The sequence below is a fragment of the Pseudoalteromonas sp. JC28 genome, assembly GCF_013319255.1.
Classification (GTDB): domain Bacteria; phylum Pseudomonadota; class Gammaproteobacteria; order Enterobacterales; family Alteromonadaceae; genus Pseudoalteromonas.
Genome location: NZ_QOKX01000004.1, coordinates 203,879 through 225,660, shown reverse-complemented (window position 1 = coordinate 225,660; position 21,782 = coordinate 203,879). Strand labels below are relative to the sequence as shown.

General features: G+C 42.3%; 15 protein-coding genes. 7 read left to right on the top strand and 8 right to left on the bottom strand.

Annotated elements, in window-relative coordinates:
- Positions 1-129: 129 nt before the first annotated feature.
- On the bottom strand, positions 130-729 hold the full coding sequence (locus tag DS891_RS10820) for a glutathione S-transferase N-terminal domain-containing protein (RefSeq protein WP_174169795.1): 600 nt from the start codon (positions 727-729) through the stop codon (positions 130-132).
- Between the two features lie 2,375 nt (positions 730-3,104).
- Between DS891_RS10820 and DS891_RS10815 the strand changes: the two genes are divergently transcribed.
- Positions 3,105-4,436, top strand: a complete 1,332-nt coding sequence (locus DS891_RS10815; RefSeq protein ID WP_174169794.1) for a tetratricopeptide repeat protein — start codon at positions 3,105-3,107, stop codon at positions 4,434-4,436.
- Between the two features lie 83 nt (positions 4,437-4,519).
- Positions 4,520-5,089, top strand: a complete 570-nt coding sequence (gene yeiP, locus DS891_RS10810) for an elongation factor P-like protein YeiP (protein WP_010606026.1) — start codon at positions 4,520-4,522, stop codon at positions 5,087-5,089.
- 80 nt (positions 5,090-5,169) lie between these two features.
- Here yeiP and DS891_RS10805 read toward each other — a convergent pair whose 3' ends face one another.
- From DS891_RS10805 to sixA, 5 genes are all read right to left on the bottom strand, one after another.
- Positions 5,170-6,009 carry a DNA ligase gene (locus tag DS891_RS10805; protein WP_174169793.1) on the bottom strand — a complete coding sequence of 280 codons (840 nt, stop codon included), beginning with the start codon at positions 6,007-6,009 and terminating at the stop codon, positions 5,170-5,172.
- 187 nt (positions 6,010-6,196) lie between these two features.
- Positions 6,197-6,850, bottom strand: coding sequence for an HAD family phosphatase (locus DS891_RS10800; RefSeq protein ID WP_010606024.1), 654 nt, complete (start codon positions 6,848-6,850; stop codon positions 6,197-6,199).
- Between the two features lie 27 nt (positions 6,851-6,877).
- Positions 6,878-7,177 carry a hypothetical protein gene (locus tag DS891_RS10795; protein WP_010606023.1) on the bottom strand — a complete coding sequence of 100 codons (300 nt, stop codon included), beginning with the start codon at positions 7,175-7,177 and terminating at the stop codon, positions 6,878-6,880.
- An 83-nt stretch (positions 7,178-7,260) separates the two neighbouring features.
- Complete coding sequence (locus tag DS891_RS10790; protein WP_174169792.1) at positions 7,261-9,543, bottom strand: TonB-dependent receptor; 2,283 nt, start codon at positions 9,541-9,543, stop codon at positions 7,261-7,263.
- A gap of 557 nt (positions 9,544-10,100) precedes the next feature.
- A complete protein-coding gene (gene sixA, locus DS891_RS10785; RefSeq protein ID WP_010606021.1) occupies positions 10,101-10,562 on the bottom strand; it encodes a phosphohistidine phosphatase SixA in 462 nt (153 codons plus the stop codon).
- 286 nt (positions 10,563-10,848) lie between these two features.
- Between sixA and DS891_RS10780 the strand changes: the two genes are divergently transcribed.
- The 4 genes from DS891_RS10780 to DS891_RS10765 all read left to right on the top strand — a co-directional run bounded on the left by DS891_RS10780 (position 10,849) and on the right by DS891_RS10765 (position 18,399).
- Complete coding sequence (locus tag DS891_RS10780) at positions 10,849-13,518, top strand: insulinase family protein (RefSeq protein WP_174169791.1); 2,670 nt, start codon at positions 10,849-10,851, stop codon at positions 13,516-13,518.
- A gap of 264 nt (positions 13,519-13,782) precedes the next feature.
- The gene (locus DS891_RS10775) at positions 13,783-16,020 is read left to right on the top strand and encodes a bifunctional diguanylate cyclase/phosphodiesterase (protein ID WP_174169790.1); all 2,238 of its coding nucleotides are present in this window, start codon (positions 13,783-13,785) and stop codon (positions 16,018-16,020) included.
- 822 nt (positions 16,021-16,842) lie between these two features.
- The gene (locus tag DS891_RS10770) at positions 16,843-17,238 is read left to right on the top strand and encodes an MmcQ/YjbR family DNA-binding protein (RefSeq protein WP_010606018.1); all 396 of its coding nucleotides are present in this window, start codon (positions 16,843-16,845) and stop codon (positions 17,236-17,238) included.
- Between the two features lie 150 nt (positions 17,239-17,388).
- Complete coding sequence (locus tag DS891_RS10765; protein ID WP_174169789.1) at positions 17,389-18,399, top strand: ATP-dependent 6-phosphofructokinase; 1,011 nt, start codon at positions 17,389-17,391, stop codon at positions 18,397-18,399.
- A 58-nt stretch (positions 18,400-18,457) separates the two neighbouring features.
- On the opposite strand, the gene nhaD is transcribed toward DS891_RS10765, so the two are convergent.
- Positions 18,458-19,906 (bottom strand): sodium:proton antiporter NhaD, encoded by a 1,449-nt coding sequence (nhaD, locus tag DS891_RS10760; RefSeq protein ID WP_029215836.1) that lies wholly within the window; start codon positions 19,904-19,906, stop codon positions 18,458-18,460.
- A 146-nt stretch (positions 19,907-20,052) separates the two neighbouring features.
- Here nhaD and DS891_RS10755 point away from each other — a divergent pair, with 146 nt between their 5' ends.
- A complete protein-coding gene (locus DS891_RS10755) occupies positions 20,053-20,742 on the top strand; it encodes a 2OG-Fe(II) oxygenase family protein (protein WP_174169788.1) in 690 nt (229 codons plus the stop codon).
- Between the two features lie 37 nt (positions 20,743-20,779).
- On the opposite strand, the gene DS891_RS10750 is transcribed toward DS891_RS10755, so the two are convergent.
- A complete protein-coding gene (locus DS891_RS10750) occupies positions 20,780-21,715 on the bottom strand; it encodes a DUF368 domain-containing protein (protein WP_010606014.1) in 936 nt (311 codons plus the stop codon).
- Positions 21,716-21,782: the final 67 nt, after the last annotated feature.

The window sequence follows — 21,782 nt, the reverse complement described above, 5'->3', positions numbered from 1 at the left end:
TTGAGTAGTGCAAGATTAAGGTTAACCGATGAATGTCTAGTGGCCCTAAACGATAAGTTGTATCGACTGATTTAGGCAGCGATGAGATCGCAATAAGAGATTACGGCGTAACGCCCCTATATGTGTTTGTTATGCGCCTTTCCAGACTTTCGCCGACTGGATCGCTTTTTCTAACACTGGCCAACTCAACATGCTCGCTTGATACTCTCCCGCCTTACCGTTAAATGTAATTCCGTAACTTTTCAACCTAAACGCTAGGATTGAATAAAATGCATCTACAGCACTGGCAGATTCAAACATAAACGGAAGTTTGGCTGAACCAAAAATCTCTTCGACTCTTCCTAACTCGCGATTGAAAGCATCACCAATATTTTGCAGGGGAGCCACTGAAACTAAAGTGAAAGGACAGGCATTTCTGAGGTTAACAAACCCAGAATGTAGCTCTGAGCAGAGACTCCTTGCAACAGCCCTTTCAGTACGAGCTTTGGGGTATAGTGTACCTTCTGACAGTTCATTAAAATACTCAGCAATAGCAAGCGAGTCATGAACCTTCAAGTCTTCGTCGATTAGTAGAGGAACTAATCCCGTATCAGAAACCTTACCCAACGAATCACAATAGTCTGTCTTGGCTAAGTCAATCACATTTACGTCAAAATCGACATTTGCGATTTGACCACATATCCAGGCTCTCAAAGACCATGTCGAATCAGTACCAACGATTAACTGCATTAACTTGAACCTCCATTGCGCAAATTTTAAGTCGCATAACATTTTAGTATCTATGCGACACACAGTTTGTGTTGCATAATCGCTTGTTGGACTGAGTGCTACCCGCTCGATGTGTCAGAGTTGGTGTTATTTATGCTATGGACTTACTTAGAAAAAATAGGCTTTTTAGAGGCTTTAGCTCACTTAGCTAGTCTACTCAGTTTAGCTATTATTGTGTTAAGCTTTCCAGGCATCGCCCAGCGTTTATTGTGTATTCATTACACCTAAATTTGGCTAGATAAGCAATTATATTTTTTACATGTACAGAGGCTGTTAGCCTGAGCAATTAAGCAGGTTAACTAATTGATTTTACACAGCAGCCCTAATCAAGCCCCCCTCCTTGGCTTATATCAAAGCGCATCCATGCGCTCCTCGTTCATTCTTTTTAAACGACGAAAAAGAACGAACCAAGAAAACGTCGCCCCAGCATCACACTCAATCCTCAAATCCTAAGCCGATATAGTGCAACCGCCTTGTAAGGCACATCCTTGTGCCTGACAAGACTTGGCCGACATCCTGTCGGCACATTGCATATCGGCTTATGCTTTTCGGGTGTGATGGAGGGGGAATAAGTTGCTTTCAAGATCTTCTACGGCTTTTATGATTAAGTTGCTTACAAGCACCACAAAAACGATCGGTGTGAATTCCTAATTAACAGTCTAAATTGTTTTGTGGGAGGTGGTTTACCCGCCGAGCTGTTATGTTTTTCGGGTGTGGTAAAGGGGGATTAGTATTGACTGCAAGTTCTAGTTTTTCTCTCAAAAGCAGCTAATTTTCCTACAAGCACCAAACAAAACTATCAGCGCCTTGTGTCTCCCTCATCACACCCGAAAGTAAATTACCAATGAGTCATTTCAACGCATGGATGCGTGAAAAGCTGTGACAGGGATAGGGATGTCCCTTACACCGCGGTGACGTTCATATTGGCAATTTACTTGAGGAGTCAGTGTGATGTCGGGAGTGCCCTTTCTTTTGCGCAACGATTCTTTGGGCATCAAAGAAAAGTAAGTCGTAGCCCATGGATGGGCGTCGAAACCAGTCAGGAGGACAGGCTGACTTCACGATAAATTTCGAGCTATCAGCCGTTAGCAACATAAACCTCCATGTTTAATATCAAAGCGCATCCATGCGCTCCTCGTTCATTCTTTTTAAACGACGCGATCGAGCGAACCAAGAAAACGTCGCCGCAGCATCACACTCAATCCTCAAACCCTAAGCCGATATAGTGCAACCGCCTTGTAAGGCACGTCCTTGTGCCTGACAAGACTTGGCCGACATCCTGTCGGCACATTGCATATCGGCTTATGCTTTTCGGGTGTGATGGAGGGGAAATCGCGCTGTCTGTTAGTTCTGGTTTTATCTCCTGAAGCAGCTAAGTCGCTTACAAGCACCACAAGAATTTATCAGCGCCTTGTGTCTCCCTCATCACACCCGAAAGTAAATTGCCAATGAGTCATTTCAACGCATGGATGCGTGAAAAGCTGTGACAGGGACAGGGATGTCCCTTACACAGCGGTGACGTTCATATTGGCAATTTACTTGAGGAGTCAGAGTGATGTTGGGAGTGCCCTTTCTTTTGCTACCTTTTCTTTGGGCAAGCAAAGAAAAGATAGTCGTAGCCCATGGATGGGCGTCGAAACCTGTCAGGAGGACGGGCTGACTTTACGGTAAATTTCGAGCTACCAGCCGTTAGCAACATAAACCTCCATGTTTAATATCAAAGCGCATCCATGCGCTCCTCGTTCATTCTTTTGAAACGACCAAAAAGAACGAACCAAGAAAACGTCGCCCCAGCATCACACTCAACCCTCAAACCCTAAGCCGATATAGTGCAACCGCCTTGTAAGGCTCGTCCCTATACCAGACAAGACTTGGCCGACATCCTGTCGGCACATTGCATATCGGCTTATGCTTTTCGGGTGTGATGGAGGGGGGGAATAAGTTGCTTGTGAGATCGTCTACGATTTTTACGGTGAAGCTGTTTGCAAGGGTTACAAAAACTATCAGCATAGCCTCCTAATTAGCATTGCAGACAGCTTTGTGGGAGGTGGTTCACCCGCCGAGCTGTTATGTTTTTCGGGTGTGATGAAGGGAAAATGCTGTAGTTTGTGAGCTCGGTTCTTACTTAAGCAGCTGAACTTTTAGGCTACGTTGAGCATAATGATTCAATACCTCCCAAAACAAAATCTTAACAATTCAGTGATGTAGATTTCGCCAGAACCCTGTATTATAAGCCAGTTAAAAGCTTTGGAACGGGTGCGCCTGTAATTGAAGCGAATGGATACTAAAATCAATAACTGTGCTTATGGAACTTTTTGCGCGAATGGAATGATATTATGATCAAGAAAACCGCCATCATCATTGCAATATTGGCTGCTATTAGCGGCTGTAAATCGCTGGTTTATAAAGGTAATAAACTTTACGAAGCAGGAATGTACCGCCAAGCTGCTGAATACTATTCACAAGCACTCGCGGAAGACCCTGAGGATCTTGAAGCGAAACAAGGTTTAACACTGGCGCGAGATAAGCTTATAGATAAAGGTCTTATCGATGTCCGTATGCTGCGTTTGGCAAATAACTACACCGCAGCTGCAACTAGGCTAGAAGAAATCGTAAAAAACCAAGCTCAATGGCAAATGAAACCGAATGGCGCAATGGCAAATACTCAAAGAGAAGAGCTGGATTACGTGAGGCAATGGCTACTCGACGAAGCCCGCTCGCTATCAAACACGCCCTATCCCGACAAGTTTAAGCTGTTTGAACATAATTATCGCCATCTGATCAGCAATGCGCAATTAGCAAGCGCCATGAGCACCCACTATGACACGCTAAGAACGCAAGCGCAGAAAAAGTGTGATGAAATTGCAGGACAAGTCAGCGGACAGCGCTTCTATTTAAAAAGTTTTACGGAAAAATACTGTTTAGCGTGGCAAACTCCAAAACGTTTACGTGTAGATAACCAAGATAAAAGTCGTTATTTTGCAATGAACATAAGAGATCGTGTTGATATTGGCTTGCGCTTTGGCAACTCAATCAGAGGACAATACAGTGCATTTATCTCAAGCCTAAATACGGCATTTAATAATAGCCTCTGGTTTGATAGCGAAGGCAGTAAACAGCTTTCATTAGAACTATACGTTGATGCGGACTATTACCGCAATAGCAACCAATATATTCAGCGTAAGCATTATCAGCAGGAAGTTGAACGACCAGACCCAAATAATTCAGATAACACACACACTGTCGAAGTCACACGAGAATTTACTTATCCGGTGACCATCTATGATGAGAAATTTGATATCAATGTTAATTATGAGGCGAGTTTAGCCTATCGTTATATCAAAGGCAGTGCAAGCGATAGTAAGCATAATAAAACACGTGCACATCAGGCTGATTTTGAGCAACTTGATATCACCCCGCTGTCTCCCGACTTTCTTAATCTTTCACAGATAACAGAAAAGACCTTTGACGAATTACTCAAAAAGTTCTCTCAAGATCTTACGCTGACTTGGAAGCAAAATTACTGTGGACAGGCACTTGGCACCAATAAAGGTGAAAATATTCTACGCTGTGCCAAGCTTGAGCCCGAGCATGATTATATCAACCGTTGGTTTGACCAGCACTTTGGGATCAAGTACTCAGAAATGACGACTTTATACGGTATTTAAAGCTTAGAATGAGTTTTGAAACTCGCCAAAAAGCCGAAAAATGATTATATTGTGCCAACTTTATTTGTATTAGGAATTAAGCTATGCCAAAGGCAAGTGAAATAAAAAAACATGCCGCGATCGAGTATAACGGCCGCGTAATGATTGTTCGTGACATTGAGCGCTCAGTACCACAAGGTCGCGCTGGTGGTAGCCTATACCGTATGCGCATGTACGATGTAGTAGATAACTCTAAAGTAGATGAAACTTTTAAAGCGGAAGAGATGCTGACACTTGCAGATCTTAACCGCCGCCCTGCAATGCTTTCATATGTAGATGGTGATGAATATGTGTTTATGGATGATGAAGATTACACGCCATACCACCTAAATAAAGAGTCTATTGCTGAGCAATTGCTATTTATCGATGAATCAACTAAAGGTTTATCTATCGTCGTAGTTCAAGGCATGCCTGTTTCTATCGACTTGCCTTCCAGCGTAGAGCTTGTGATTGAAGATACCTCTCCTTCAATCAAGGGAGCATCTGCTAGCGCGAGAACAAAGCCTGCGACATTAACGACAGGCCTTGTTGTTCAAGTTCCTGAGCATATTTCAAGCGGTGATAAAATTAAGATCAACACTGCTGAATCTAAGTTCATGGGCCGTGCAGAATAACTCCATTGCACTTTTGATAGCGAGTCTTTGTGCTCGCTAGCGTCTAAAAATCCCCAAACTTTCTCTGTCGTAGTAGCTTTCTATAATTTTGGCCTTACTCTTAAAAATCGCGCGAAACGCGGTTTACCAAACTTAGTATATCCTTGATATCGATAGGTAATTTGGCTACCAATCGGTGGTGGTGATGCGCGCTCTTCGTCGCTAAACCCCGACCCAACTTTAAACTCCATACCTTGTTCATCTCTCACCAATAGCGATCCCATCATCCCTTGGTACTTTCCCTTACCGGGTAAATGCTTAATCACGATGGCTTCGTCATCAAGGTACGGCTTGTATTTTAATACGTTGGTTGTTCTTCCATCTTCGTGCTTTGCATTTTTAGCATGCAAAATAACCCCTTCACCGCCTCGCTTTAAGACACCATGATAATAGTCGTTTAGCTCATCAACGGAGCCAAATGATAGCTGCTTGACGGGTTTAATGTGTGATAACTCAATATGGCTTAGTAGGCTTAAGTAACGCTCATGACGCTGAGAGAATATTTCTGTAGAATTTGGCGCATCAAATACATAATAAGTCACTTGACGCCAGTGTTCATTATTAGGCGAATGGCGTCTTGCTATCGCGCTCACAAAAGCGAAGTTATTGTACCCAGCCCACAACTCACCGTCTAACCATGTATCAGGTAGCCCTTGCGTAAACCAGTCTGGCGCCTTAATTAAGTGACCGCCACGCGTACGCAGTTTTGAGCCATCCCAAATGGCCCTAACACCATCGAATTTTTCACTAACAAGATAATTAGAAATATCTTCGTCGCCTTGATATACCGAAGCGAGCTGGATTTTTGTGTGGGTTTCATTTCCATAAAGGAGATTGGAAAAACCTAATAATAGACAGAACAAGAATGGTACATATCGCATAGCATAATCCTTTGCAGTGGATAGTTAAGACCAGTGCCCTGTACTAATACCGATTGGCATACTCTTGAGCCGTTTAGAGTCACTGATATCAAAAATTAACAAATTTCATGCTTAAAGATTGCATAAGAATCGACGTTTGTAAAATCGAATAGCTTTGACTAACAGTCCCTGTTTATACCAATTGCTATTACCTTTCAGGGCAAAGCCAGTCAAAAACCGCTTCGAGATCGATAAATGAATGATCAGCAAGACTTAAATCTTGTTTATTAGAGTGTATATTTGGTACGACAACCGCAGTTAACCCAGCTTCCTTGGCGGAGGTTAGTCCTGTGCAGGTGTCTTCTATTGCCACCGCTTCGTGTGGCGCAATGTTTAGCGCAGCGAGCGCCTTGCGATAAGGTTCTGGATGAGGCTTCGGCTGTTCGACATCGTCTTTGCACACAATGACAGAAAATAACTCTAATAACCGATAGTGTTGTAAAACAGGAAGCGCTTCCGCTTTGCTACTTCCTGTCACGAGTGCGATTGGACAACGCATTGAGGTTAATTCAACGACTTGCTTTGCAAAATGCATCAATCTAGGGAGTACTTCCGCAGCGGTTGCGACAAAGACGACATTTTTTTCATCACATAAATCGCGGGCAGAAGGCGCAAGTTGGTGTCTTTCTTTGAGTATATGCGCGGCTTTAAGCGTTGGTACACCCGAAAACTCATCACAAAAGTCATGCTCCGTATAAGTAATCTGATACGGGGCTAACACCTTCATCCAACTTTGGTAATGGAGTGCTTCTGAGTCAACTAATGTACCGTCAAAATCAAATAAAACTGCCTGAAAACGCATTTACACTCCTTAAATTGGTTGTATTAATTAACCATTGATCCCTGCTGGTGGCTCAGCTGTGGCTTCTTCACCGCTATCAACTTCAACTAATGTATAGCCTCGTGGCTGTCTAATCACTTTTAGAACTGGCTTATCGAAAGCTGACTTCAGTCTATCAGCGTCCGCTTGCAACTCTTCCATCGAACGACCAAAGGGTGCAGCCCCCGTTTCAGACCAATTCGTTACCTTACCATTTAAGTTATATTCCACTTCATGGATTTGATATAAAGCCGCTTCGTCTTTTGTTGCTTCACAATATATCACTCGATAATTCCAAAAACCTGACATATCCACTCCTAACATAAAAATTTCATTAAAAAGCCCGCTTAATGCGGGCTTTAGATACTCTATTATAATCACTGTAGCGTGAATTAGAAGAATTTCACCTTGAATTCAGCACCAATGAAGCGCGCTTCATTTAGCATACCGGTGTTGTTATTGAAATCTACACCACCGATAACCACTTGCTCGTCAAATAGATTACGAACAAAAGCAGATACTTCATATTCGTTATCGCCTTCAGACCACATATAACCAGCACGAAGACCTGTTTCAAACAACGCTTCGCCTTCAAATTCTACTGATTTGTATAAGAAGAAGTCTACTTCACTACGGTAAGACATATCACCATATACAAAGAACTCGCCATCTTCTAACTCTTTGGTGTAGCGAAGTGTTGCGTTTGCAATCCACTCAGGAGCGTGAGGTAGGCTGTTACCATCAAGTACTGCTAGGCCCTGACCGTTAACTGTGTTTGTGACGGTACATTGAGCACAAACCTGAACTGCAAGGTTTTTATCTTCAAGCTCAGTTTTGTTGTAGCTTAGGTTAAACGTTGCATTTAGCTCATCCGTTAACACCCACTCTGTATCAAGTTCGAAACCATAACCTGTTGTTTTATCAGCATTCACTAAGCGGTTGAAGTTTGAGCCGCCACCTACAGCCGTTAGCTGTTGGTCGTCCATCTGATAGTAGAATACCGTCGCGTTTACACGACCTTGGCCATCAAGTACGTCTGACTTAATACCAGCTTCAATCGAGTTGGTAGTTTCTGACTTAGCAACAGTTACTTCATCACCGAACAAAATACGGCCTTGAACACTTGGAGCACGGAAGCCGTTAGCAAGACGACCAAACAAGTTTACGTCATCAGTTAGCTTGTAAGTGGCACTTAAATCCCAGCTTACATGGCTATCGCTTGGGTTAGCGGTACCATCAAGTACATCAGGAGAGCCATTCCAAGGTGTTGGGTTTTTAGTACGTTTAGCGTAAAACTCTTTCTCATCGTCAGAATAACGCAAACCAGCTGTTACTTTTAAGTCATCAGATACGGTGTAATCAAAAGAGCCGAATACCGCCCATGCTGATGTATCTTGATCTTGGTAAGCGTAACCGTTTTGCACGCCATACTGGGCATACGCGGCATCATAGCCATTCGTATCGAAGCTATAGCTTTCAATCATGAGATCTTCTTCAAATAAGAAGAGACCTACCTGATAGTTATAGTCGCCTGAAAAGTTGCTTGATAAACGAAGTTCTTGCGTATACTGGTTGTGCTCAGGAATAACATCAGCTGTTTCAGAAGTGAAAATAATCAAACCAGGACCTGAAACGCCAGCATTATTTGGGCCGTAACCACCGTCAACGTCTGCACGAGAATAGATTTCAGCACTTTCCCAAGCAGTAATTGACGTTACAGTATGCTCAGGTAAATCCCACTCAAGCTTTAGACTCAAACCTTGAGTTTCAACCTGTTGCGTTGAGCGAGAGGCTGCATCGTGATATACCACATCGTTGTCATACAATGGGTTAATGTTGTTTGTGCCAGCTTCAATTAAATTTGCGCGAAATGCAATTGGACGACCATCTAAATCACGGTAGTGGTAGTTAAGTAGGCCGTTAAAATCATCGCCTTCATATAGGAATTGAACACGAACGGCTTGCTCGCTGTAACCACCTAGAGAATCTTCTTTTTCGAAGCCTGGCGCTTTTACATCGATATAGTCTTCTTGTTCCTGCCACAATGCAGAAATACGCGTTGATACACGGTCAGTTACTGAGCCGCCTACTGCGCCTTCAAAGTCTACCGCACCGCGGCTACCATAAGAAACAGCAGCATAGCCATCAAACTCTTGGCTTGGTCTAACTGTGTCAAATTTAACAAGACCTGCTGGCGTATTGCGACCAAATAGCGTGCCCTGAGGACCACGTAATACTTCAATACGTGCAATATCGAATACAGGGAAGCCTTTTAGAATAGGGTTTTCTTGAACCACTTCATCAACAACCAAAGATACAGGTTGAGAAGCATTTAGATCGAAGTCTGTGTTACCTAATCCACGTACGTAAAAACGTGGGAAAGTACGACCAAACGAAGATTCTACCGATAAACTTGGGATCTTCGCATTCATAAAGCGAATGTCCATACCCGCTGAGCTGTAAGCATTCAAGTTATCACCTTGGAGCGCTGAAACAGACACAGGTACTTCTTGTGCGTTTTCAACACGTTTACGTGCGGTGATTTGAATAACTTCTAGTTGATTTTTTTTGGCTTGCTCTTCTTCAGCAAGTGCAGAAAATGAAGTACCTGCCACAGCAGAGAACAACGTAGCATTAATAAGGGTAGCTAACGTAGATCTTTTCATTGCTTTCATGTTGGTTTTCGACCTTTTAGTGCACTCTTTGTTCAACGGTTTAAAATTTGGGCGCCGTTTCACTTAGGCGTGAACGTTCAATTTTTCGCGATTTGAATATAATAACGCGGACCTTACAGTCGAGAGTGCGATACAACTTTGTAAGGCTGAACGAGACGGCGGTAATTATAGCAGGTAATTTCTACTTTGCTTTATAAACCGAACTAAAAAATCAATTTTTTTGCAACTTTCAGCGACGTTAGCTGACAGTTTACAACATTTAGCAACAAAAAACACAAAAAAGCGGACAATTGTCCTTTAAACTTAATAGTATATAAGTTCAAAAAAACCACCTTTACCGATAACAGAACCATAACACAGCGGTCGAAACTGTGCCGGTTACCTAAACAATACAAATTTGCGCCCAAACAAACGTATTGGCCATATCGGAAACCATGATTGCAATGCCAATGATATGACACCGGTGTAATGATAAAGTTCAAACAAAATTAAAAAGAGGACATTAGACCGATTAAAGGGAAGTTTTAGCCTTTCTATGCCAATTATGAATAAAAAGCTTAAGGTAACTGCATTGATGTAAATTCGGCGCGTCCAGTCTGTTCATTGTATTCAATTATAGCTACAGCAGCAGTCGAGAAGATAGGCATCGTATCAGGACACAAACGATCGACTAAATAGCTGACAATCGGCATATGTGCAACCAAAATCCAAGTTTGATATACGGGATACATAGACATAAGCGTTTCTAGATAATCGATAGCTGTGTGTGCTGAACCACTCGGCACTATGTCTGAACAGGTTTCAATAAATTTGGGAGTTTGAGGTGCAAGTACTTGCTCCGCTGTTTGTTGTGCTCTGACGAAGGGGCTTACAAGCGCAGCATCTATCTCAAAGTACTGTTTCAACCACTGACCCATATCCTTGGCTTGCTTTAGCCCCTGCTCGGTTAAGTTTCTACTCGCATCATCAGCCTGCATAGGTTCAGCCTCACCATGACGCATTATTAAGATAGTCTTCATACTGTTCAGCACCTTCTATTTATATCATCCTACATATATTTACTTAAGCGTGATGAGATCCGCATTTAAACTATTGTCGCTAATGGTCTTTCCCTTTTGTACCACTCACAACAGAGGATCTTATGCTTGCTGACTTCTCAATATATGCAGCTGGATATTATTTTCTTCTAAACCGGTAGCTATCTCACTGGTTTGTTCGCTATATTAAAACAAATGAAGGATTAACATGAAATGAAATTCTAATTACCTTCAGTTATCTTTTAACTAATTTATCGGCAGCAGCATATTGAAACTGAGTAATAATGATAGTCGGCAGTACCAATTACTAACACTGGACAATGGTCTTAGAGTCTTGCTGATTAATGATGATTCAACCGCCAAGTGCGCCGTTTCGTTAACAGTTAACGTCGGCCACTTTGACGACCCCGAAGCACGTCAAGGGATGGCGCACTTTTTGGAGCATATGCTGTTTCTTGGTACTACTGAGCACCCTGATTCAGGTGGTTTTTCGCAATTTATTAGTCAATATGGTGGTCAAAGCAACGCATGGACAGGTACTGAGCATTCAAGCTATTACTTTGACTGTGACGCCGAACGATTAGATGAAGCATTAGCGCGTTTTAGCCAATTCTTTGTATCTCCTTTATTGAGTGATAGCGACACAGAAAAAGAACGAGAGGCGATTGACGCTGAGTTTAAAATGAAAGTCAAAGATGATGGCCGTCGCATCTATCAAGTTCATAAAGAAACCATCAATCCTAAACACCCATTCGCCAAGTTTTCTGTTGGTACGCGAGACACTCTCGCGGATCGTAATGGCAATATAGCCCGTGAATTACGCACATTTTTTAATAAGTATTATAAAGCTCAGTGGATGACACTAGTTGTTGCCGGACCACAACCGTTGACAGCCTTGGAATCCTACAGTTTACCGTTTGCGAAAATAATTGGCTCCAAAGAAGAAAAACCAGCGATACAAGTTCCAATGTATCGTGAATGCGACTTGCAATTGGAGTTAAAAATCAAACCCCGAAAGCATATGCAAAAACTCATTGTCAGTTTTGCTATGCCCAACCCTACAGATTTATACCGCCATAAGAGTGTGAGCTTTTTAGCCCATTTGTTAGGGTATGAAGGTAAAGGCTCGCTGTACTCTATCCTCAAGTCACAAGGTTGGATCAATGCACTATCGGCTGGTGGTGGGATCACGGGTAGTAATTTCAGAGACTTTAACATCAGTTTTGCACTTACCGATGAAGGGATTGAATACTATGAAGACATAGTGGAAATGCTGTTCGAGTACATAGCATTAATTAAGCAAAATACCGCCGCACTACCACGCCTTTACCAAGACAAAAGTACTTTACTGGATATCGCGTTCGATAACCAAGAAGTTGGCCGCATGTTAGACTGGGTAAATTCAATCAGCGTTAATATGCACCACTATGAGGAAGAAGATTTTCTCTATGGTGATTATCGCATGGATGGCTTTTCTCAAGAGCAACACGAAAAACTACTGATGCATTTGTGCCCTACCAATATGCGCCTTGTGCTTATCCACCCTAATGTAGAGGTAAATAAAAAGGCCAAGTGGTACAACACGCCATATAGTGTCTCGCCGATAGCTACAGACTGGATTGAGTCTCTTTATAATGTGCATATGCCTTTGCCACAAATGTCACTGCCATTGATTAATCCATACCTTAGCGCGAAAAATCCACTTCATGATGTAGAGAGCGATCAAGATACGCCGATCCGCCTTGCTGATCAGCCTGGATTTGAATTTTGGTTTAAACAAGATCTGACTTTTAGAGTTACCAAGGGGCATTTTTATCTCGAAATAGACTCCGCCCCGTCCGTCACCTGTCATAAACATATGGCACTATCTCGCCTGTTTGCCGATCTCTTTATGGATGCTGTTGCAGAGCGTTTTTATAGCGCAGAATTGGCAGGCCTTAGTTATCATATTAATTCTCATCAAGGAGGCTTAACCCTGCACACTGCAGGACTTACAGGTAATCAAATTACCTTGGTTTTAGAGCTAGTCGAGGCGCTACTGAACCAACCTATCCATGCAGCTCGCTTTGCAGAATATAAAAAGCAACTTATCCGCCACTGGAAAAATCACAATAAGAATAAACCAGTGAGCGAACTATTTAGCAGACTTGGGGCTCACTTGATGCCATGGAATCCAAGTCCTGAAGATTTAGCCAGCGCACTTAAAAGTGCCAGCTTTAACGAATTTCAATTATTCAGAAAGCAGTTTTTTTCAGCCATTCACGTCAAAGCTTTTATGCATGGTAATTGGCAACTAAAACATGCTGAAAAATTAAAAACATCAGTACACGGGCTGTTTTCAAGCAGCGAAATCTTGGAAGATCTGAAACGTCCCTTAAACGAGTTGACGCAACTAACGGAACAACATATCGAACGTGAAGGCAGTGATTATGCCTTCATTGAATATTTTCAATCACGTACCGATTCTGTTGAAGAAAAAGTCACCATGATGGCGGTTAATAACCTCATAAATCAAGATTATTTTGAACAGTTAAGAACGAAGGAACAACTTGGTTATTTGGTTGGCGCTGGATATGCACCATTCAATACACGTGCGGGTATCGCTTTTTATATTCAATCCCCCAACTTTGATAGTAAGCACCTACTTACAAGGCATGCTATATTTCTTAAACAATTTGCAAAGCAATTACATCAGTTAGATGAGAAAAGTTGGCAGCGCTCTAAAGAAAGCTTGTTGTTACATATTTCGGAGCAAGACAAAAACCTGAGGCTAAGAGCGCAGCGTTTGTGGATTTCAATTACCAATGACTTTCACCAGTTTGATATGCAACAAAGATTAATCCAGGCTTTGGCCGATTTGGAACTAGAAGACATCCTTGCCTATATAGATAAGATGCTAGAGCCAAATGCTCCACGATTGATTTTAAAGTGCAATTAATGCTTTAGTGTAAGCAAGGAGCGCTTATCAAGTTTTCAGATACCTAATAAGACTTTCCTCACCTAGCGCATCCATATAAGTCTCAACTGAAGCTCAAAAAATGCGCAACCATATTCGTTAGCGCAATGAATTTCATCTGAAACTTTGTTTCGCTGTTGTGAAAAACCGCAATTAACCTGAATTTACCCTTAATCAACGTTTTCCTTTTGACTACTACAATGGCTTGATTTAGATTAGAGATTGCAGTTATGAATTACGCATAATATGAGCCTAAAAATAAAAACAATAACAATCAATGCACTACTTTTATCACTGACTCCGCATATAACTTACGCCAGTGAAGCAAGTGTATTAACTGGTGCCCAGTTAGCCTGGCTTGTACCATGCGTGATTGCTCTGCTCAGCATTCCTTACTTAGTTTGGTCGAATCACCAACTCAAAAAGTCCACTCTTCAACTTAAGCACTCAGAACAACGATTTAAAAGTACGATTGAAGGCAGTGGCGATACACTATGGGACTGGAATATTCAATCAGGTGAGATTGTTCGGATCAACGACAAATACGGCATGAACTCTGCCAAGCCTGGCAGCATCATCCCCAACCAGCATAGGATCCATCCGCAAGACCTATTAATCGTTGAAAAGCTGATGAAACAGCATTTCGCAGAAAAGACACCTTTCTTTGAAGCAAGCTATCGTATTAAAGATGAACTAGGTCAGTATCATTGGGTGTTAGACCGAGGCAAAATTATCGAGAAAGATGCCAACCTCAACCCCTTAAGAATGACAGGTACGGTTCGCGATATTAGTCACTTCAAGAGTACCGAAGAAAGGTTAAATCTGTTTGCAAAATGTGTTGAATCACTTACTGACGCAATCGCAATTTACGACAAACATTATAATTTAGTCGACCTAAATCCAAGCTACTTGAAGCTATTTGGTGGTCAACGGGAACATTATCTGAATAAGCACTTTAACTTACCGGGTTATGATCAGAAGTTTGTCGCCCAAGTAAAAGCTCAGCTAAAGCAAACAGAGCATTGGCAAGAAGAACTCAAACTTCGTAATGCAGCAGACGTACTCTTGCCTATAGAAATTACGATTGACGAGATTAAAAATAATCACGGCCAGATCAGCAACTATGTGGTTGTTTACTCAGATTTAACCGAACGTAAGAAAGCAGAATCACAACTCCACAATTTATCAAATCGCGATCGTACGACAGGTCTCCCCAATCGCAACCTGTTCTTTACCAATCTACAAAAGCTATCGTTACAAGGGGCGCATCATGCCCTACTTGTCTTCGACTTAGATAACTTTAAAAAGATCAACGATTCGCTGGGCCACCAGTTAGGTGATACGCTACTAGCAAAACTAGCAATGCGGCTAAATAAACTTGCTCGCCAACAAGATACCTTTTACCGGCTGGGTGGTGATGAGTTTGCATTGGTAATTTCAGGCACCAATGATATTCACACTATTACACGTACTGCAAAACAGTTTCTAGCTGCGATTGCTACGCCTTTTAAAATTGCTAACCACGAGTTAGTGATCACCTCTTCTGTTGGGATTGTACTATGCCCTGAAGATGGTAAGTCTCCTGAAAGCCTGCTGAAAAATGCAGATACCGCTATGTATCATGCCAAGCAAAAGGGTAACCATTATTTATTCTTTAATGATTCAATGAATGAGCAAGCGGTTAAACGTCTGCAAATAGAAAACTTAATGCGCTATGGCCTCAAAGAGGATCACTTTGTTGTCTACTATCAGCCAAAAATGAATATTAAAACCGGCGAACTGGTTGGTATGGAAGCGTTAGTACGTTTCATTACCCCAAAAAAGGGGGTGATAAGTCCTGGTGTATTTATCCCCATCGCAGAAGAAACTGGACAGATCATCGAAATTGGAGAGGTCGTTTTAGACAAAGCATGCCGTGATGTGAAGCGCTGGATTGATAAAGGATTGTTTAATGGCAGAGTTGCGGTGAATTTATCAGCAAAACAGTTTAGCTTGCCGGATTTGACCACTCGTATCGACATTATCTTGCAAAAAAATCAACTTCCTTCTTATTTTCTTGAGTTAGAAATTACAGAAGGAACGGTGATGGACGATCCAAAAGAAGCAATTTCAATAATGCGCTCCCTCAGTGCTAGAGGAATACACTTAGCCATGGATGACTTTGGTACTGGTTATTCATCACTGGCTTATCTCAAGCAATTTCCACTGAATACACTCAAGGTCGATAAGGCATTTATCGATGACATGGGTAACGAGCGCGGCAGAAACATGGTGGACTCTATTGTCACTATCGCGCACAACTTAGACCTTCATGTTGTCGCAGAAGGTGTTGAAAATGAAGAGCAACTCAATATTTTAGAACAGTTAAACTGCCAAACAGTTCAGGGCTATTACTATTCAAAACCGCTTTCAAGCAATGAATTTGAGCAATTTTTAAAGCAACACACCCCGAGTGAAAAACCAAACCTACAGCTCGTACAATAGCCTTATTTCATTTGACCTAACTACGTTTATGCTTTCCAACTAACTAAATTTGCGCATCGACGCATCCACGCTCTGCGATAGTGCACTCGAAAAAGAACCAGCGCCGCGGGACCTGCCACTAAAGCCAAACTTAACCAGCGTTTTCTCGGCATTCCAGTCCACAGAGTTTGAAGATACATTGCCATCGCACATAAAGCTGAAATAATTCCAAAAGCCACTGATACACCTCGGTTTTTTAATTCAAAAAGAAAACTAAAACATTCTTTATTGGGAAAGAAACATCACATTTCGATACTATTTACTAATGCGGGCGATGAGTCTACACAACGTTCAATATTTAATCAATGAAGAAATTATTGTTGCATATTTTTGTATTATTTAATTTAATAGCGGACTGTTTAGAGGTATAGCATTGCACAAGGGGTGTTATGCCGTAACTTTCCTAATTTGGGAAATAGAGACAAGTGGGAAATTTTTTACGGTCAAATGCCAATGATTTCCTAGCTTAGTCCACTTAGGTTATGAGTGTATTTTTAGCGTACTGTGTTGAGCAGACTTTGTCCTTAACTGGAAATTAAAAGTTAGCTTTTCTAATATTGTAGACGACTGAAATTTTAGTGCTTTTACACACTGTACTTATTTTAATCGTCAACTGTGAGTTAAACCGATATAAAACGGTCAGTTATTCAATAATTGTCTGCGTTATAACGCCATAGTATAGACTTTCTGATAGTTTTTACTGATAGACGATTACAGTATTATCACAAGAGCTGCTAAACTTACTCTCATGTAGTATTAACTGTTACTTCAAGGACACGGGCTATGGATCAGAAAAGCGTACATGAATATTTGCAGGCCAAGCCTGCAACCTTTATCACTAAGCCTTTTGCGCAAGACGTAGATGTGTACAAAGTTCAACATAAAATGTTTGCAACTCTGACTGAGGGGAAAGAGGGGCAAGTAAATGAAAATGGTGAACCTGTTTGGTGGTTAAATGTAAAATGCGACCCTGACGAAGCATTATTGCTTAGAGATAAGTATTCGTCTGTTGTGCCTGGTTATCACATGAATAAGCGTCTTTGGAATACAGTCATCTTAGATGGCACTATTCCAGAAGACGAAATAAAGAAAATGATCGATGATTCTTATCAAATCGTCGTGGATAACCTACCGACCGCACAACGTGAAGAACTTGCTAGCAAAGTCACGCAACGTTAATTAAAGCGGCATTTAGGTAAACCTAAATGCCGTTTTACCTTTCTATATATATCCTCGCACTTAATCTCTATATTTAATGTCGATCAACTTGTCTTCAAATCACTCTGATAGTATACAAAAAGAATAACCAAGCAATGTTAGAATGACGACATGACGAAAAGGATAGCAGTATTGACAAGTGGCGGTGATGCGCCGGGGATGAACTCAGCGATTAGAGCTATCACGTTAAGTGCCCTGAGGTCTGGATTTCAGTGCTTTGGCTTTTTTCATGGTTACAATGGTCTAATTAATCAAGAGTACACCGAGCTAAGTGCGGTTTCCGTCACCGATATCACCCAACTTGGTGGCACAATTCTAAAAAGTGCCCGCTGCCCTGCGATGCTAGAACCCTCAGGCGTGCTGCAAGCAGCAAATGCCCTGAGAAAGCTCCATATTGACGTACTTATTGTGATTGGTGGTGACGGCTCGTTTAGGGGAATGCAGGCGCTGGCAGCTCACTGGCAAGGTCAGCTAATTGGTATTCCCGGTACTATAGATAACGACCTTTCAGGGTGTGACAACACTATTGGCTTTTCCACAGCCATCAATACTGCCACCTCCGCAATAGATAAAATCCGTGATACCGCAAATGCCTTTGAGCGAGTTTTTATCACCGAGGTGATGGGTCGTCATAACGGGCATATTGCTTACCATGTAGGTATTGCGACAGGTGCTGAGGCTATCATTTCATTTGAAAATTGCACGGCAGAGAATACCTCTCAGGTCTTAACTCATCTCAAAAATGCCATAGAGCAGCAACATCAACACGGTAGCTTTTTGATAATACTGGCCGAAAATTTATGGCCAGGCGGCGCTCAAGCGCTTAAGACAGAGTTAAATAGCAATGACGATATCAATTGTGCACTTTGCGTGTTAGGCCATATTCAACGAGGTGGGGCACCATCTGTTGAAGATAGAATGCTCGCCACGGAATTAGGAGTAGCGGCCGTGGAAGTGATTAATGGTAGCATCAAACCAAACACTGATGTTGCGACGCCCGTTATGGTAGGAAAAATACATGGTGCAATTGTCATTACTGAAGTAGAGAAAGTGCTGAATATGGATAAACCAGTATCACAGGAATGGGTACAACGTTATCGGCATTACCTCGCCGAGCAATAAAAGCAGTGAGAGTGAAGCACATATTGATTATTCACTCTCACTACACCTTGTGTAAGCGCTAGCCAAACACGCTAAAAGCAGATTCGTTAAGCCACAGGTGACATAAAATGCTCGCGATATAACCAAGCAAGATCACAGGTGCCCACTTTAAGTGCCCCATAAAAGTATAATAGCCTCTAGCTTGCCCCATAAGCGCAACACCTGCCGCAGAGCCAATAGAAAGTAAACTTCCCCCTACCCCAGCCGTAAGCGTGATCAACAACCAATGGCCATGTGACATTTCAGGTTGCATCGACAGCACGGCAAACATCACTGGAATGTTATCGATGACCGCAGAAATAATGCCTAAGAATACGTTGGCATAGGTTGCAGACCATTCACCGTATAATATCTCTGACATTAAACTTAAATAACCGAGAAACCCAAGACCACCAACACACATAACGATGCCGTAGAAGAATAATAAAGTATCCCACTCAGCGCGTGAAACTTTGCTAAAGACATCGAATGGCACAACACTTCCTAACTTCTCGAGACGCTCTTGATCCCCTTCTCTCTCGGCCATCGCTCGCTTTCTTGCTAATGACCCAGGCAATGTCATTCTTAGGAAGTAACCAAAAAACTGTAGGTAGCCCAAGCCCATCATCATGCCAAGAACCGGTGGTAAATGCAGCAAGCTGTGTGAAAGCACAGCGGTTGCGACAGTCAGTAGGAACAAAGTTAAAATTCTCAAAGCGCCGCGTTTAAGCTCTACTCTTTCGTAAACTGCACTGGGCTTTCTATCCGCCACAAAATAACTCATTACGAGTGCTGGTACGATGTAATTGACCAGTGAAGGAACAAATAGCGCTAAAAATTCGCTGAAATGTACCATACCAGCTTGCCATACCATCAAAGTGGTAATGTCACCAAAGGGGCTGAATGCACCGCCTGCATTGGCTGCTATCACAATATTGATACAGCTTAAATTGATAAACTCTTTGTCACCTTCAGCCACCTTCATCACCACAGCACACATCAGTAAGGCTGTGGTTAGGTTATCTGCAATTGGAGAGATAAAAAAGGATAAAAACCCAGTAATCCAAAAGAGATTCTTATAGCTAAAACCCTTTTGGATCATCCACGCTCGTAGCGCATCAAAAAGGCGGCGTTCCTCTAGTGCGTTGATATAAGTCATCGCAACCAGCAAGAACAACATCAGCTCCGCAAATTCTAACAAATTGTGCCGAAATGCATGCTCGGTAACATCGGGTTGCCCCTGATTGACGTAATACGCCCCAATCATGAGCCAAATGACGCCTGCCGCCACGAGCACTGGCTTTGATTTTCGCATATGGAGTTTTTCTTCGAGCATTACAAGTGCGTATGCTAAAACGAAGACAACAATACAAACCAAGCCGAGTGTCGAGCTGGTAAGATCTAAAGTGCCTTGAGCCGCCAAGGCTGGTGATGGGATCACGGATATGACCCATGCGCAACAGAATAGCAGTAGTCCATTGATTTTCATTTTTTTGCCTATCGATGAGTGCAGAGGGATGGCATTTCAGCCAAACTCACTTTAGCATAGATAAAAAATAATCAGCATTGGACTGAAGTCTAAGGCAGGCTGTTTACAATATTACAAACAGGCCCATACATCAGCAGTAGGTATTTATGCTTCAACTTTCGCAGCAACAACAAATTGAATTACAGCAAAAATTGAGCAACGAAGGCTTTGCACGGATTGAAAATATTCTAGACGATACAAACGCTCAACAACTACATGAGTGCCTCTGTAACCTAGACTACCAACTCGCACTTTTTCATAACGGGGCAGCAAAATCAGTCAAAGACAGTGATATTCTTGCCTTAACACCGCAAGAGCAGCAAGCCTTGCTCGAAGATATACATAGCTATGCATCACGTGGCGTTGGTTTTATGTATGGCCGCCACTCCATAGAATCGACGAGCCCTGAGGCGCTGAAAAAGCTCTACAATAACCTCAATAGTAGCGCTGTACAGTCCTGCTTTTCCGCGATATCTGGACAGAACATTATCCGTACCTCTGCCCAAGCAACACGATTTATTGGTGGTCAGTATTTAACGCGACATAATGATATTGTTGAAGCTGAGGGCCGGGTTTATGCCTATGTACTTAGCCTAAGCAAAAGTTGGCACCCTGACTGGGGCGGGCTACTGCAGTTTTTTGAACGTGATGGCACACCCACTAAAAGTTATGCACCTAAGTTCAATTCACTGGTGGTTTTTGATGTAAGTAAAATTCATTCTGTGACTTACGTCGCGCCATTTACAAAAGCGCCGCGACTTTCTGTGACTGGGTGGTTTAGAACAATAGACACGTAAGCTCAACACGTATCTATTGTTCTAGATGTCTATGTTATTAATATTTTTCGCTTATCTTTTCAATGGTTAAGATCAGCGCAAGGCCTGCAATGGCAAGCGCAATACATGCCAACGTATTCGGGTCTTGACCATACAGCGTACTGTATTGTGCTGGCAAAATATTGGCCTGACTCAATGGCTTTTCTATACCACTGGAATTCACGTAAGTCGTAAGCACTTGTTTCCAAGGCCACAATAAATTAAGCGAGCCAAGTAAAAAGCCAGCTAGTAGCGAAAACGTTACTTGCTGATAGTGCGCCAATAGCCAGCTGAGTAGACGCGAAAACGACATTAACCCCACAATACAACCTAGTAAGAATAGACTCACTAAGCCAAATTCAAGCTGGTTCACCGCACTGAGTACATGGCCATACATACCCAATAACAGTAGAATAAAGCTCCCTGAGATCCCAGGTAAGATCATCGCGCAAATGGCAATAGCACCTGAGATAAAAAACATCCAATGAGATGCTTGTGCTTCAGCTGGTGAAAGGGAAGTAATAGCAAAGGCCACGACAGCACCAACTGCGCAGGCGATAATATTTTGGCCGTTCCAATGAGAGACCTGTTTTGCAACATAAATAAAAGAAGCGACGATAAGACCAAAGAAAAATGACCATACCAGTGTTTGGTGTGCTTCCAATAAATAAGTGATCACCTTCGCCAAAGACGCTGCACTGATGAGCAAACCAGAAAATACCGCCAGTAAAAAGCTACCATCAATGTACTGCCACGTTGCTTTTAGGCCGTCACGACGCAATGTGCTCAAAGCCTGTAAGTTCACACTTTTGATGGCATTTAAAAAACGTGCATAGATACCGGTAATAAAAGCGATAGTACCGCCAGAAACGCCAGGGACAACATCCGCAGCCCCCATTCCGGCCCCTTTTAAAAACATAAAGAGATAGTCTCGTTTGCTATCTTTATACTGCACAAATTTCTCCTTTCATTTCCACTGCCGAGCAGTTTAACTTAAAACGCTAAAAAATAGCGACAGCTAA

Coding starts and splice junctions, on each gene's coding strand:
- DS891_RS10805 (WP_174169793.1), bottom strand. CDS start 6,009: ATGCGATATGTACCATTCTTGTTCTGTCTATTATTAGGTTTTTCCAAT.
- DS891_RS10795 (WP_010606023.1), bottom strand. CDS start 7,177: ATGTCAGGTTTTTGGAATTATCGAGTGATATATTGTGAAGCAACAAAA.
- sixA (WP_010606021.1), bottom strand. CDS start 10,562: ATGAAGACTATCTTAATAATGCGTCATGGTGAGGCTGAACCTATGCAG.
- DS891_RS10790 (WP_174169792.1), bottom strand. CDS start 9,543: ATGAAAGCAATGAAAAGATCTACGTTAGCTACCCTTATTAATGCTACG.
- DS891_RS10815 (WP_174169794.1), top strand. CDS start 3,105: ATGATCAAGAAAACCGCCATCATCATTGCAATATTGGCTGCTATTAGC.
- DS891_RS10755 (WP_174169788.1), top strand. CDS start 20,053: ATGCTTCAACTTTCGCAGCAACAACAAATTGAATTACAGCAAAAATTG.
- nhaD (WP_029215836.1), bottom strand. CDS start 19,906: ATGAAAATCAATGGACTACTGCTATTCTGTTGCGCATGGGTCATATCC.
- DS891_RS10775 (WP_174169790.1), top strand. CDS start 13,783: ATGAGCCTAAAAATAAAAACAATAACAATCAATGCACTACTTTTATCA.
- DS891_RS10820 (WP_174169795.1), bottom strand. CDS start 729: ATGCAGTTAATCGTTGGTACTGATTCGACATGGTCTTTGAGAGCCTGG.
- DS891_RS10770 (WP_010606018.1), top strand. CDS start 16,843: ATGGATCAGAAAAGCGTACATGAATATTTGCAGGCCAAGCCTGCAACC.
- DS891_RS10800 (WP_010606024.1), bottom strand. CDS start 6,850: ATGCGTTTTCAGGCAGTTTTATTTGATTTTGACGGTACATTAGTTGAC.
- DS891_RS10765 (WP_174169789.1), top strand. CDS start 17,389: ATGACGAAAAGGATAGCAGTATTGACAAGTGGCGGTGATGCGCCGGGG.
- yeiP (WP_010606026.1), top strand. CDS start 4,520: ATGCCAAAGGCAAGTGAAATAAAAAAACATGCCGCGATCGAGTATAAC.